Consider the following 14,371-nt stretch of genomic DNA (forward strand, 5'->3'; position numbering starts at 1 on the left):
CGACGTGCAACGCCCCGGCGCCGACTGGGAGCTTCAGTTTGTCATCGCTGGCTGCGTGGAAAAGCGCCTGCCGATCGAGATTGTCGGCTCCGGCAGCAAACGCGCGATCGGACGCCCTGTCGACGGCGTCGTCACCATCACCACCGCTTCGCTGCGCGGCATCTCGTTGTATGAGCCCAACGAGCTGGTGATGTCGGCGCGCGCCGGCACGCCGCTGTCGCAGATCGAGGCAGAGCTGGCCGCACGCGGGCAAATGCTGCCTTTCGAGCCCATTGACCTCGGCCCCACTACCGGTGGCCCGCAAGGCGCGCAGACCATCGGCGCCGTGTTTGCGACCAACATGTCCGGCGCTCGCCGCGTCCTCTACGGAGCCGCGCGCGATCACCTTCTCGGCGTCAGAGGCGTCAACGGCCGCGCCGAGCTGTTCCAGGCCGGTGGCCGCGTGATGAAGAACGTGACCGGCTACGACGTCACCCGCGGTCTCACCGGAAGTTGGGGCACGCTCGCCGCGCTCACCGAGGTGACCTTCAAGGTCATTCCCTGGCCCGAGACGTCCGCAACCATCATCTACCTCGGCCTGCCGGACAATCTGGCGATCGAGCTGCTGTCAGCCGCGATGATGATGCCCGTTGAAGTCTCGGGCGCCGTGCACCTCCCCGCCCCGGTCGCCGCGCGTCTCAACCACCCGGGCCTCAAGACCCTCAACAAGTCCATCACCGCCCTGCGGCTGGAAAACTTCGCCGCCGCCGTCTCCGGCCGCAAGCAGCGCGTCAAGGAGACATTGAAGGTCTACGGCAAGGCGCTCGAGCTTGAGCACCGCGAAACGCTGGAGTTCTGGAACGAGTTGCGGCGCCTGTCGGTCATGCCGCACAATCGCCAGACGCTCCTGTGGCGCATTTCCACCAAGGCGACGACAGCCCCCAAGCTCGTCTCCGCCATCAAGCGCTACATGCCTGCCGAAGCCTATTACGACTGGGGCGGCTCTCTCATCTGGCTCGAGGTACCTGCAGCCGCCGACGCCGGCACCGCCGAAATCCGCCGCGTCACGGCTATTCACGGGGGCCACGCCATGCTTATTCGCGCCGAGCCCGCCGTGCGCGCCGCGGTGGAAGTATTCCAGCCCTTGAGCCCGCCGCTCGAACGCCTTACCCGTGGTCTCAAAGCCGCTTTCGATCCGGCTGGCATTCTCAACCCCGGCCGCATGTACGCCAACTTGTGAAGGCACGCCCCGCGCATGCAGACGAACTTCACGCCTGATCAACTGAGCAACGCGCGCATCGCGGAAGCCGAGTCCATTCTGCGGCGTTGCGTGCATTGCGGCCTGTGCACCGCGACGTGCCCCACCTACGTCCTCCTGGGGGACGAGCGCGATAGCCCGCGCGGGCGCATCTACCTCATCAAGGACATGCTGGAGGACAACGCGCCCGCCAGCAAGGAAGTGCAGCATCACCTCGATCGCTGTCTCTCATGCCTCTCCTGCATGTCGACCTGCCCCAGCGGCGTCGACTACATGCACCTGATTGATCTCGCCCGAGGCTATGTCGAGCAGACAGCTTCGCGCCCGTTCAAGGAACGTCTCGTCCGACGCCTCTTGGCCGGCATCCTGCCCTACCCCGAGCGCTTCCGCTTCGCCATCCGCCTCGCTCCGCTCGGTCGCCCGTGGACCAAGATGCTGCGCCGCTTCGGCTTCGAGCAGCTCGCCGCCATGATTGACTTGGCACCGGCTGTCCTACCGCCATCGCCGAAGTTCGAGGGCCCCGGCACCGCCGCAACCGAGGACGAGCGCCGCGCACGCGTCATCATGCTCGCCGGCTGCGCTCAACAGGTGCTGCGGCCGGGCATCAACGATTCCACCATTCGCTTGCTGGCCCGCCGCGGCGTCGACGTCGTCGTTGCCTCCGGCTCCAACTGTTGCGGCGCGCTCACCCACCACCTCGGCGATGAAGCCGGCGCCATCGAGTTCGCCAAGCGCAATGTCGATGCCTGGTCTAAGGAGCTCGCCAAAGGCCCTGTCGACGCCATCATCTCCAATGCTTCCGGCTGCGGCACGATGATCAAGGACTATGGGCACCTATTGAAGCGTGAGCCCGAATATGCCGCCCGCGCCGCGCGCATTTCCGGGCTCGCCCGCGATGTGTCCGAATTCCTCGGCGCCTACGAGCTCGGTCCCCCCAAGCGTTGGTCTTCCCTGCGCATCGCCTATCATCCAGCCTGCTCGCTCCAGCATGGACAACGCATCAAAGAGCAGCCGCGCGATCTGCTGTCCAAGGCCGGCTACAGCGTCGTCGACATTCCGGAATCGCACATCTGCTGCGGCTCGGCCGGAACCTACAACATCATGCAGCCGGAGATCGCCGGCGCCCTGCGTGACCGCAAGGCCAAGAACATCAAGCGCATCAAGCCAGACCTCGTCGCGGCCGGGAACATCGGCTGCATCTCGCAGCTCGCCGGTCAGGTCGACGTCCCCGTGGTGCATACGGTGGAGCTGTTGGATTGGGCTTACGGCGGGCCCGTGCCGCGCGGTCTGGAGCCGCTGGCGCGCTTCGTCTCCAATGTCCCCGAGCCAAAGCAACGGCGCGCCGAGGACTTCATCCACGCCTGAGGCGGCCTGCCTCTTATCTGCGGCCGTGCTTCGCGGGGCTGATACCGTCTGTCTGAAATGCAAAATCAAGAATCACCCATCATCAAAGTAGATTCCCGCCACCAGTCCGGCCCGTTCGACATCATCGGCGACGTGCACGGTTGCATCGACGAACTGACAACACTGCTGCAACAGCTCGGATACGGCGTACGCTTCACGGGTACAGGCAACGACCGCCGCACGGTAACCAGCGCACCCCCCGGCCGCCGCGTTCTGTTTGTCGGCGATCTCGTCGACCGCGGCCCCAATTCCCCCGACGTGCTGCGCCTCGTCATGGACATGGCGGCCGCGGGCCATGCGCACACCGTCGCCGGAAATCACGACCACAAGTTCCTGCGCTGGCTCAAGGGCAACAAGGTCAAGGTCAGTAGTGGCCTCGAACGCACCATCGCCCAGCTCGAAGGCGAACCCGATGCCTTCAAGGCACGCACGCTCGAATTTCTCAACCGCTTGCCCAGCCACGCCTGGCTTGACGCGGGTCGTCTCGCCATCGCCCACGCCGGCATCAAAGAAAGCATGCTCGGGCGCACCTATCCGCGCGCACACGAGTTCGGGCTGTTCGGCGACACCTCGGGCCGCGTCGGCCCCGATGGGCTCGCCGAGCGCTTCAACTGGGCAGCCGACTACCGAGGCGACACCGCCATAGTCTATGGCCACACGCCGGTCGCCGAGGCGCAATGGCTGAACAACACCTTGTGCATCGATACCGGCTGCGTCTTCGGCGGCAAGCTGACGGCCCTGCGCTGGCCCGAGCGCCAGATCGTCTCCGTGCCCGCCCTCGGCACGTATGCCGAGTTAAGGCGCCCCTTCGGCCACCCGCCGGCACGCCCCGCTAAGCCCTCTGAGTGCTGATCCGATTGCGTAACAGTCTTAAGCCGCTATAACGCGCAAAACCCGCGCACACCGGCGCCGAGCAAGCACACAATGAGCAAGCAAAAGAAAGATCAGCGGCCGACGCCGCGCCTCCCGCGCGGTCTGCGCGACATCGAGGCCACCGAGCTGCGCCAGCAGCAGGCGATGCTGTCGAAGATCCGCGAGGTGTATGAGCGCTACGGCTTCGAACCGCTCGAGACGCCGGTCTTTGAATACACCGACGCTCTCGGCAAATTCCTCCCCGACCAGGACCGCCCCAACGCCGGCGTGTTCTCGCTCCAGGACGAGGACGAGCAATGGATGAGCCTGCGCTACGATCTCACCGCGCCGCTCGCCCGCTACGTCGCCCAGCACTTCCAGTTTCTGCCGAAGCCCTTCCGCCGTTACGCGGTCGGCAGCGTCTTCCGCAACGAAAAGCCCGGCCCCGGACGCTTCCGCCAGTTCACCCAGTTCGATGCCGATACCGTCGGCGCTGAAAGCGTCGCCGCCGACGCCGAAATGCTGATGCTCGCCGCCGACACGCTCGAAGCCCTGGGCCTGAAGGGCAACTACGTCATTAAAGTCAATAATCGAAAGATATTAGATGGCTATCGCGAGGCTGTCGGCCTAGACGGCCACCACAACGATGCACGTTGGCTCATTGTCATGCGCGCATTAGACAAATTCGACCGGTTGGGACGAGAAGGTGTCGAGTTGCTACTTGGAAAGGGTCGCAAAGATGAGAGTGGCGATTTCACTCCGGGTGCCGAACTCGATGATGCTTCGATACTGCGCCTGGGCCAATTGTTGACGCTTCGCGGCCACGCTAATTTTCAGCAGGCCGGCCCGGCAGCCAAATTCAATCCTCTCCTGAGTACCGGAGCGCACGATGCTCTGGTCGAGAGGACGCTCACGTCAACTATCGCATCCGCACTCCGCCACCACGTGGAGAAGGTGCAACATCGCGATCTTCGCGAAATTGCAGTTCTCGAAGCAGGACTTCAGGAAATCGAGGGAATAGGCTCTATCCTTGACGCCGCAGGGTACGATGACGGCCGGGTAATTTTCGATCCATCCGTCGTCCGCGGCCTCGAGTATTACACGGGCCCCGTATTCGAGGCCGAGCTGACGTTCGAGGTGAAAGACGAAAAGGGCAACCCTGTCCGCTTCGGCTCCGTCGGCGGTGGCGGCCGCTACGACGACCTTGTCTCTCGCTTCACGGGCCAGAAGGTGCCGGCCACCGGCTTTTCCATCGGCGTCTCACGCCTCCAGGCCGCTCTCCTCGCCCTCCACAAGGACAAGGAAGCCGCACCCGACGGCCCCGTCATCGTCACCGTGATGGAGAAGGAGCGCCTCCCCGACTACCAGAGGATGGTTCAGGATCTGCGCGGCGCCGGCATCCGCGCCGAACTCTACCTCGGCAACCCCAAGAAGTTCGGCAAGCAGCTCGAATACGCCGACAAGCGTAACTCTCCCTGCGTCGTCATCCAGGGCTCCGACGAATACGCCGCTGGACAGGTGACGCTGAAGGATCTCGTCGAGGGCGCCAAGGCCGCCGCGGCCATCAAGGACAACAAGGAGTGGAAGGAGCAGCGGCCCGCCCAGGTCACCGTGCCCGCCACCGACCTTATTACCGAAGTGCGCAAAATCCTGGCCCGCCACACCGGGTAGAAGCGTCGGCCCCCCGATCCGGAACTAGGCCCCGCACCGCCACATTTGCTCCCATCTCTGGCGGCAGCTAGGGTCTGCCGGGCAGCGATGGACACGTGGGACATGCAGGCCGATACGACCACAGTGCAGCAAGGCACCCGAGTTGCGGATGCCCCGCATAACAACTGGGTGGACCTTTACGCCCCCAGGGCGATGCGCCCTTATTTGCGCCTCGCGCGCCTCGACCGCCCGATCGGCTTCTGGCTGCTGCTGCTGCCGTGCTGGTGGTCGGTCTGCCTCGCGGGCGTCAGCCTCAACCAGCCCTACCCGGACCCATGGCTGCTGACCCTGTTCGCCCTCGGCGCCCTCGCCATGCGCGCTTCCGGCTGCGCCTATAACGACTACGTCGACCGCAACTACGACGCACAGCTTCCGCGCACAGCCGGTCGCCCCATCCCTTCGGGGCAGGTCACGCCCGCCGAGGCCTTGGCCTTCGCCACGCTCTGCGCCTTCGCCGGCATGCTGGTTCTGGTCCAGTTCAACGCGTTCACCATCAAGCTGGGGGCGGCATCGTTGTTCCTGGTTGCGCTCTATCCGTTCATGAAGCGCTTCACCCACTGGCCGCAGTTCATCCTCGGCCTGGCCTTCAACTGGGGCGCGCTGGTCGGCTGGACGGCCGTCACGGGCTCGCTCGGCCTCCCCGCGCTGTTGCTATACGCGGGCTCGGTCATGTGGACGATCGGCTACGACACGATATATGCCCATCAAGACCGCGAGGACGATCTTCTTCTCGGCCTGCGCTCCACTGCCATCCGCTTCGGCGACAACACCATGACCTGGGTCGGCGGCTTCTATGCCGCCGCGGTCGTGCTTTGGCTGGCGGCCGGCTACATGGCCGGCACGCACCTGATTTTCTTTACCGCTGTGGTTCTGGCCTCTCTGCAGATGGCCTGGCAGGTAACGACGCTCAACATCAACGATGGCGACAATTGCCTGCGCCGCTTCCGCTCCAACCGCGACGTGGGTGTCGTCATTTTCATCGGCCTGGCCGCCGACACGATCCTGTCGTGGATGGCGGGCCTCAGTTAAGCATGTCGCAAACGTTAAGCAATTTCGGCTTGAACCCGTGCCGCGGGTTCAAGCCGAAATGGGAAGCCTCGCCGTTGTCTTCAGAGCCAGCCGTCTTGTGCGACCGTGAAGGCAGAATGACACATCCGGCTTCCTGCCGCCTTAAAAGATAGCGTAAATTCGCCGTAACTTCGCGGCCTGTTCCGGCCGATGTTAGTAACTCATCATCAAAGCTTTGCACGGGGGATACCGCTTCATGACTGACAAGACGCCGAAACAACTGCTGCACCTCGTGTTCGGCGGCGAGCTGACATCGCTCGATAGCGTCGAGTTCCGCGACCTCAAGGATCTCGACATCGTCGGCGTCTACCCCAACTACGCCGAAGCGCACGCCGCCTGGAAAGCAGCCGCGCAGCGCACGGTCGACAACGCGATGATGCGTTACTTCGTCGTGCACATTCATCGCCTGCTAGAACCGGACGACGCAATCGTGAAGGCGTCCTCGTGAAGCCGCGCCCAGCCACGCCAGGCAAAGGCAGCTCCGGCGCGCTCGGCCTCGACGCGCACAACCGCGGGCTGCTGCTGCGCTTCCTCAAAGAGTGGATCTATCCACGCTGGCGTGAGCTGGCGGCTGCCATGGTCCTCACCGCACTGCTGGCAGCCATCACCGGCGCTTACCCGATGATTATCAAAGCGTCCTTCGACATGTTGATGAAGGACCAGTCCGGCATGTTGATCTACGTGCTGGGCGCCATCGTCGGGGCCACGATGCTGCGCAGTATCCTGCTCTACGCGCAGACCGTCGAAACCAGCCGCATTGTCATGCGCCTCACCACCGACATGCAGCGGCAGGCCTTCGCGCACCTGATGACCTCCGACTTCGGGCGCCTCGCCCGCGAAACCCCCGGGCGCCTCGTCTCCAAGCTGACCAACGACATCAGCTTCATCCAGACCGCAGCCCAGGCCGCGCTGAACACGGCAATCCGAGATTCGCTGACCATCGTGGCCCTCGTCGCTTCGATGATCTATCTCGATCCCGTGATGTCGCTGATCGTCCTTGGCATCTATCCCATCGCCGCGCTTCCCGTCGCGCATCTTTCGCAACGTCTGCGCCGCGTCGCCAAACGGACCCAGAACGAGCTCGGCGGCATGACCTCCCAGCTCACCGAGAAGCTGTCCGGCGCTCGCCTCATCAAATCGTTCCGCCTCGAAGATTACGCGACCGAGCAACTGAACAAGAACTTTGAGGACGTTTACGACCTGCGCATGAAGGCCGTGCGCAACCGCGCCCGCATAGATCCCCTGCTCGAGGCTCTCGGTGGCATCGCCGTCGCCGGCGTCATCGCCTTCGCCTATTGGCGCATCGCCAGCGGCATCTCGACCGTCGGCGACTTCATGGGCTTCATCACCGCGCTTCTGATGGCTTCCCAGCCCATCCGCGCGCTCGGTAACCTGTCCGGCCGCATCAACGAGGGTTTGGCCGCAGCCGAGAGCTATTACGACCTCATCGACGAAAAGCCCGCCATCGTCGACAAGCCGGACGCCAAACCCCTTGCCATCGACAAGGCGGCCATCCGCTTCGACCACATTTCGTTCGCCTACGACGCGGGCGATATCCAGGCCATCTCCGATTTCTCGATTACCGTGCCTGGGGGCAAGACGGTTGCGCTGGTCGGCCGCTCCGGCGCGGGCAAGTCGACCGTGCTTAACCTCGTGCCGCGCCTGTTCGACGTCGGCAGCGGCCGCATCACCATCGATGGCCAGGACATCCGCGACGTCACGCTGGCATCGCTGCGCGACGCCATCTCTATCGTCTCTCAGGACGTCACCCTGTTCGACGACACCATCGGCGCCAACATCGCGCTCGGCCGTCTCGGCGCGCCGCAGGATGCCATCATCGCCGCTTCCCAAGCTGCCGCCGCGCATGAGTTCATTCTCGCCCAGCCCCAGGGCTACGCCACCGAGATCGGCGACCGCGGCCAGCGCCTTTCGGGCGGCCAGCGACAGCGTCTGGCCCTCGCACGCGCGATCCTCAAGGACGCACCGATCCTTCTGCTCGACGAGGCGACGAGCGCACTCGATACCGAGTCGGAGCGTCTCGTGCAGGAAGCCCTGGCGCGCTTCACCAAGAACCGGACGACCCTCGTCATCGCCCATCGCCTCTCGACGGTGCAGAACGCCGATCTGATCTGCGTTATGGACGAAGGCACCATCGTCGAGACGGGCACCCACCGCGAGCTTCTGGCTGCAGACGGCTATTACGCGCGCCTCGTGCGTTCACAGGCGCTTACCGGCCCACTCCCCGTAGCCGAATTGACGTAGCGAAGCGCTGCTACTCACGCACCAAGATGCTGTCGACGATCCGGTTCGCCCAGCCCTTGGAGCGGAACGTGTTGCGCAGCTCATCGGGATCGTAAACGGTATCGACCCATTCGAAGAACGGCATCGGCCGCACGGCGTTGTCCGCCAGATATCGCTCGAAGAAATAGTCGAGGATACCAGTGTGCGCCTGTCGGATATGGCCGTACTTCAGCGAGAGCTCGCGCTTGGCCTCTTCCATCGGCACGCCCTCGTGAATGTGGCGATACAGCACGCTCATGATGCCGGCCCGATCGGCGCCTGACTTGCAGTGCATCAGCACCGGATACTCGACCTCCTCGAAGAGCCGCTTGGCTCCCCACAGCTCTTCCCTGGTCGGCGCAGCGCGCGAACGCATCTGATAGTTGATCAGCTTCAGCCCGTGCCGCTTGCACGCGCGCCGCTCCAGCCAGTAGCCGCCGCACTCGCGCGGCCCCCTGAGGTTGATCACTGTGCGCACGCCCGCGCGCGCAAAGCGGCCGATTTGATGCGGCGCCGGCTGGGCCGAGCGCCAGGCGTTGGCTGACATCCGATGGCTGTTCAGGTAGACCATCCGGAATATTCCGTGATCCACGAACAGCATATCGATGTAGGACGCAGGCGCCAGCGCCCGGTGCCGCAGCCACGACGGCATGGCGCGCACAAACCGCTGGCGAGCCCCCCGTCCAACGCGCCGCCAGGAGCGTTTCGCCCGCTTCACCAATCCGGCCATTAACGTCCGCTGAAAAAAGTTAGGGGCGCGGGCCGCACGTAACTGGGCAACCACCAAAATTGTCGGTGTGTGCCCGAACGTCCCAGTTTGCCATCGCTAAATATTCGCTATAGGAACCACCTGCAAGTGGTTCGCGGAGAACCGCTTGATTGACGAGGCGATCTGGCGCCGAGGCACCCTAGAGGATGGCACGTTCGCCTGACACCACGCGCAGACTGAATCAACTCGCCGGCCGCGCTTTGGCCGGCATGATTTCGCTGGTCCGCCGGACCTCGAAGATCGTCTACGAGCCTGAAAACGCGCTCCAGAAGCTCGCTGTCGACCACCCGCTGATCGTCGCCGTCTGGCACGGCCAATTCATGCTGACGTCCGGCTTCCGCCCAGGGCCAGACGTCAAGGTCGCAGCCATGGTCGCCCGCCATGGCGATGCCGAGCTGATCGGCGCCGCCATGGAACGCCTCGGTGTGGAACTGATTCGCGGTGCCGGCGCCGGTGGCCGTCGCAAAGACCGCGGCGGCGTCCATGCCCTGCGGCAAGCTGTCCGCTCGCTGAAGGACGGCTATTCCCTCGTCATGACCGCGGACGTCCCGCCCGGCCCCGCCCGCCGCGCCGGCGAGGGCATCGTCACCATCGCTCGCCTGTCGGGCCGCCCGATCGTCCCGTGTGCCGTCGCCAGCTCCCGCTTCCGGTCGCTCGACACCTGGAGCCGCCTGACGATCAACCTGCCCGGCTCCAAGATCGCGTACGTCGCGGGCGACCCCATCTGGGTCTCCGCCGACGCTGGCGAAACCGAGCTCGAGTTCGCCCGCCAGCAGGTGGAGCGGTCTCTCCACGCTGTCACCAAGCGTGCTTATCAGATCGTCGGCGCCGACATTCGCCGCGCAACGCCGCTGAGCCTGACCGATCCCGACGCACCGCCGGCCGATCCGGACTTCCGCCTCAAGGCGTACCGCACCACCATGAGCATGCTGCGCCCCTTTGCGCCGCTGATCCTCAAAGTGCGCGAACGCAGCGGCAAAGAAGATCCGCGCCGCCGCGGCGAGCGCCTCGGATATGCGAGCATCGCGCGCCCCACCGGCGTGCTGTGCTGGGTGCACGCCGCCAGCGTTGGCGAAACCAATGCCGTGCTCCCCCTCATCGAAACGCTGAGTGCCGCACGCCCCGACCTCCACTTCTTGCTCACGACCGGGACCGTCACGTCCGCCGGCTTGGCCGAGCGCCGCCTCGGCCCCAACGCCGTGCATCAGTACGTACCGCTCGACGCTCCCGAGTACGCCGCGCGCTTCCTCGAACATTGGCGACCCGACCTTGCCGTGTTCACCGAATCCGAGATTTGGCCGTCGCTCATTCTCGAAACGTCTCGCCGCGAGATCCCCATAGCTCTCGTCAACGCGCGTCTATCGCATCGCAGCCGCCGCCGCTGGCAGCGCAACAAGTCGATGGCCGTACCGCTGTTCAGCCGCTTCAACATCATCCTGGCTCAAAACGACCGCATGGCGCTCGGCTTTTCCGCCCTCGGCGCACGCAACGTCGTCTCGGTCGGCAACCTGAAGATTGACGCCCCGCCGCCCCCGATCGACCTCAACGAACTTGAACGATTGAAAGCAGTGCTCGGCGACCGTCCGGTGTTCGCGGCCGCCAGCACGCACGAAGGCGAAGAAGAAAGCATCGCCGTCGCCCATCGCGCGCTCGCACGCAGCTTCGAAGGGCTGTGCACCATCATCGCGCCGCGCCACCCCGAGCGCGGCACCGCGCTCGCGGAAATGCTCAAGAATCTCGGCTTCACCGTTGCCCAGCGCTCCACCGGAGCCGTGCCAGGACCGCGCACCGAAATCTACATCGCCGACACCATCGGCGAACTCGGCACACTTTACGCGCTGGCGCCCATCGCTTTCATCGGCGGTTCGCTTGTTGAACGCGGAGGGCAGAACCCAATCGAAGCCGTACGCCACGGCGCCGCCGTCCTCACCGGCCCCCACTGGCAGAATTTCCGCGATGCTTATCGCGCGCTCTTGCGTCACGGAGGCACCATCGAGGTGAAGTCGTCGGCCGACATCGCCGCCGCCGTCTTGAAGCTGCTCGACAACCCCGTCGAGCTGCAGAGCATGCGCGATGGCGCAACTCGCGCGCTCGACACGCTGTCCGGCGCCCTCGACAAAACCGTCGAAGCCCTGCTGCGCTACCTCCCAGACGAGAGATTGAAGCGTGCGTCTTGACGAGCCGTCCTGGTGGTACGGCGGCGCTGACGACATGCGCCAGCGCGCACTATTGCCGCTGAGCCGCATATACGGCTGGCTCGCTGAGCGCCGATATCTTCGCCACACACCATATCGCTCACGCCTGCCTGTCATCTGCGTCGGCAACTTCACCGCCGGCGGCACCGGCAAGACACCGCTGTCGCTCTTCATCGCCCGCCATCTCATAGCCCGAGGCGAGCGCCCCGTGTTCCTGACGCGCGGGTATGGCGGACGCGAAACTGGCCCCGTGTGGGTCCAGAATGGCCCCGCCGCTGCGCGCAAATTCGGCGACGAGCCGCTGCTGCTCTCGGCCGTCGCCCCGACACTCGTCTCTCGGGACCGCCGCGCCGGCATCATCGCCATCGAACACCACAGCGAAGCGCCGAGCGTCGTCATCATGGACGACGGCCTGCAGAACGCATCGCTCGCCAAGGATCTCTCCATCGCGCTCGTTGACGGCAAGCGCGGCATCGGCAACGGCGAGGTGATACCCGCCGGCCCGTTGCGCGCACCGATCGATTTCCAGCTTGGTATCGTCGACGCCATCATCGTGCGCGATCCGCCCGACTCCGGCAGCGATAACAGTGTGCTCGGCATCCTGCGCCAAGGCTTTCCCGGTCCGGTCCTTACCGCACACATTGTGCCCGCCGGTGACACCGCGTGGATCGCAAAGACGCCGCTGCTGGCCTTCTCCGGCATCGCCAATCCGCGCCGCTTCTATCGCCTGCTCGAGAAGCTGGGCGGCACGCTGGCCGACGTCGTCTCCTTCGCCGATCATCATCAGTTCACCGCTGCCGATGCCACGAAACTCCTCGCGACGGCACGCAAGTCCGGCGCTCAACTCGTCACGACCGAGAAGGATTTCGCACGACTGTCAGGAAGCACAGCCCTGTCCGAACTGGCCGCGCAAACGCGCGTGCTGCCGATCGAGGTCAAGATCAGTGAAAAGGAATTGGGCCGCTTGGACTCGCTGATCGAGGCAGCCCTGAAGGGCTCATCGCGCCGTCATCGACCACCGCCAGCGACGCCGGCTTAAAGCCCTTCGGTCGCCTTTTTGTCGCGCAGTTCTAAAAAGCGCTGCATGGAGGCTTCAGGTGTCGAATACGCTTCCTGCAGGTCGACGCTCCAGTAGCGCAGATCGGGCAGCATGATCGGCTCGCCTGTCACGGCGCAGCGCACGAAGTCCCCCGGAGAGAGAACCTGGAACTCTCCATTAAGGAACTTCACCTTCGCCTCTCCGCGGAGGCCGAAGAACCTGTCGATCCTGTTCATGCGTATCTCTAGCCGATGTCAGCCGTCCACAATGCCAATCGCGACGGTCGCGTCAAGCATTGCAACAGGAATTCGTTCAAAAGAGTGAGCCTTGATCGCTGCCGCCGCGGTTGCGCGGTTTGCGCAATCCCGGGCTAGGTCGCGCTTGCGAAGGTGCCGCGGAGGCTCCCTTTTTGTCCGACACCACCTCGCCGAGCGCTTCTGCCTCGATCCGTCCATCGTGGAACTCAAGCTCCAGGCGCTCACCTGCCGCCACAGATGCCGCACCGCGAAGCGGTCGCCCTGCCCCATCCCGCACCAGTGCAAATCCGCGTTGCAGCACGCTCTGATAGCTCAACGTGGTGAGCAGCTTATCGAAGCTTGAGAGCTGCCGCCGACGGTTGCCAACCCCGTTGCGGAGTGCTTGCGCCGCACGCGATTGCAGCACCGCGGCACGCTCATGGCACAGCGAGATGCGCTGCATGATCGGCCGCGCACTGAAGCGCCCGGCGACGCGCACGTAGCGCGTGTGGTGCGAACGCGTATTGGCGAGCAGCGCGCGCCCAAGACGCTTCTCGCACGCATCGAACCTCTGGCGCGGCATCGCCAGGAGATCTTCGAGCCGCGGCAACCCGCGCGAAGCAGCTTTCAGATGCGTGCGCGAATGTTGTAGCGCACGCCGAGCCGCCATGCTGAGCCGCGCGCCAAAGCTGTCCGTGCTCTGCGCCAGATCGGAAAACTTCGGCACGGCCCATTCGGCAGCTTTCGTCGGTGTCGGCGCGCGTGCGTCCGCAACCAGATCGATCAGCGTCCAATCCGTTTCATGACCGACCGCCGAGATGATCGGGATCGCGCTCGCCGCCACCGCGCGCACGACGATCTCTTCGTTGAAGCCCCAAAGGTCTTCGAGGCTGCCGCCGCCACGCGCCACAATCAGCACATCCGGCCGCCGCATCGGTCCATCGATCCGGAACGCATTGAAGCCCGTGATCGCCGCCGCAACTTCCATCGCACACGTCTCGCCCTGCACGCGCACCGGCCACACCATCACGCGCGTCGGAAAGCGCTCGGTGAAGCCGTGCAGCATGTCGCGAATGACAGCACCGGTGGGCGACGTCACGATGCCGACGAGATACGGCAGATACGGCAGCGCCCGCTTGCGCTCTTCGGCAAACAGCCCTTCCGCCGCAAAGCGGCGCTTGCGTTCTTCCAACAGCGCCATCAGCGCGCCGAGCCCCGCGGGCTCCAGGCTGTCGATGACGATCTGATACTTCGACGATCCCGGATAGCTCGTCACCCGCCCCTGCGCGATGACCTCCATCCCCTCCTCGGGCTTCACCTTGAGACGCGAATAGATCGCCTTCCAGATGACCGCCTCGATCTTCGACTTGTCGTCCTTCAGCGCGAAATAGCAGTGGCCGGAGGCGTGAGCGCCGCGGAACCCGGAGATCTCGCCGCGCAGCCGCACGAACCCGAAGCTCTCCTCCAGCGACCGTTTGATCGCGCCGGAAAGCTCCGAAACCGTGTACTCGGCGACATTGCCGCCGCTCTGCCCCTGGATCGTTGTCTGGCTCAATGTTCGCTCGGCGTTTGTGGCATTCC

The 14,371-nt window shown here is 64.7% G+C and carries 12 protein-coding genes; 9 read left to right on the top strand and 3 right to left on the bottom strand.

What is annotated here, in order from left to right:
• Positions 1-4: 4 nt before the first annotated feature.
• The 7 genes from ACP15D_RS07915 to ACP15D_RS07945 all read left to right on the top strand — a co-directional run bounded on the left by ACP15D_RS07915 (position 5) and on the right by ACP15D_RS07945 (position 8,533).
• Positions 5-1,219 (top strand): FAD-binding protein, encoded by a 1,215-nt coding sequence (locus tag ACP15D_RS07915; protein WP_424959193.1) that lies wholly within the window; start codon positions 5-7, stop codon positions 1,217-1,219.
• Positions 1,220-1,234: 15 nt separating this feature from the next.
• On the top strand, positions 1,235-2,602 hold the full coding sequence (gene glcF / locus ACP15D_RS07920) for a glycolate oxidase subunit GlcF (RefSeq protein ID WP_424956986.1): 1,368 nt from the start codon (positions 1,235-1,237) through the stop codon (positions 2,600-2,602).
• Positions 2,603-2,659: 57 nt separating this feature from the next.
• Entirely contained in the window at positions 2,660-3,493 is an 834-nt protein-coding gene (locus ACP15D_RS07925) for a metallophosphoesterase (RefSeq protein WP_424956987.1), read from the top strand.
• 72 nt (positions 3,494-3,565) lie between these two features.
• Positions 3,566-5,164 carry a histidine--tRNA ligase gene (gene hisS / locus ACP15D_RS07930; protein WP_424956988.1) on the top strand — a complete coding sequence of 533 codons (1,599 nt, stop codon included), beginning with the start codon at positions 3,566-3,568 and terminating at the stop codon, positions 5,162-5,164.
• Between the two features lie 102 nt (positions 5,165-5,266).
• Positions 5,267-6,232 carry a 4-hydroxybenzoate octaprenyltransferase gene (gene ubiA, locus ACP15D_RS07935; protein WP_424956989.1) on the top strand — a complete coding sequence of 322 codons (966 nt, stop codon included), beginning with the start codon at positions 5,267-5,269 and terminating at the stop codon, positions 6,230-6,232.
• Positions 6,233-6,467: 235 nt separating this feature from the next.
• Complete coding sequence (locus ACP15D_RS07940) at positions 6,468-6,719, top strand: DUF4170 domain-containing protein (RefSeq protein WP_424956990.1); 252 nt, start codon at positions 6,468-6,470, stop codon at positions 6,717-6,719.
• A complete protein-coding gene (locus ACP15D_RS07945) occupies positions 6,716-8,533 on the top strand; it encodes an ABC transporter ATP-binding protein (protein ID WP_424956991.1) in 1,818 nt (605 codons plus the stop codon). Before ACP15D_RS07940 ends, ACP15D_RS07945 begins: the two co-directional genes overlap by 4 nt.
• 10 nt (positions 8,534-8,543) lie before the next feature.
• On the opposite strand, the gene ACP15D_RS07950 is transcribed toward ACP15D_RS07945, so the two are convergent.
• Positions 8,544-9,203 (bottom strand): fused DSP-PTPase phosphatase/NAD kinase-like protein, encoded by a 660-nt coding sequence (locus ACP15D_RS07950; RefSeq protein WP_424956992.1) that lies wholly within the window; start codon positions 9,201-9,203, stop codon positions 8,544-8,546.
• A 263-nt stretch (positions 9,204-9,466) separates the two neighbouring features.
• On the opposite strand from ACP15D_RS07950, the gene ACP15D_RS07955 reads away from it, so the two are divergent.
• Positions 9,467-11,497 (top strand): glycosyltransferase N-terminal domain-containing protein, encoded by a 2,031-nt coding sequence (locus ACP15D_RS07955; RefSeq protein ID WP_424956993.1) that lies wholly within the window; start codon positions 9,467-9,469, stop codon positions 11,495-11,497.
• Complete coding sequence (gene lpxK / locus ACP15D_RS07960) at positions 11,487-12,554, top strand: tetraacyldisaccharide 4'-kinase (protein ID WP_424956994.1); 1,068 nt, start codon at positions 11,487-11,489, stop codon at positions 12,552-12,554. The genes ACP15D_RS07955 and lpxK overlap by 11 nt, the downstream gene beginning before the upstream one ends.
• Here lpxK and ACP15D_RS07965 read toward each other — a convergent pair.
• Positions 12,551-12,790, bottom strand: a complete 240-nt coding sequence (locus ACP15D_RS07965) for a DUF2093 domain-containing protein (protein WP_424956995.1) — start codon at positions 12,788-12,790, stop codon at positions 12,551-12,553. The two genes, lpxK and ACP15D_RS07965, sit on opposite strands and share 4 nt — an antisense overlap.
• Positions 12,791-12,866: 76 nt before the next feature.
• Positions 12,867-14,345, bottom strand: coding sequence for an exodeoxyribonuclease VII large subunit (gene xseA, locus ACP15D_RS07970; RefSeq protein ID WP_424956996.1), 1,479 nt, complete (start codon positions 14,343-14,345; stop codon positions 12,867-12,869).
• Positions 14,346-14,371 lie beyond the last annotated feature (26 nt).

The sequence above is a fragment of the Hyphomicrobium sp. 1Nfss2.1 genome (assembly GCF_965243865.1).
Taxonomy (GTDB): Bacteria; Pseudomonadota; Alphaproteobacteria; order Rhizobiales; family Hyphomicrobiaceae; genus Hyphomicrobium_A.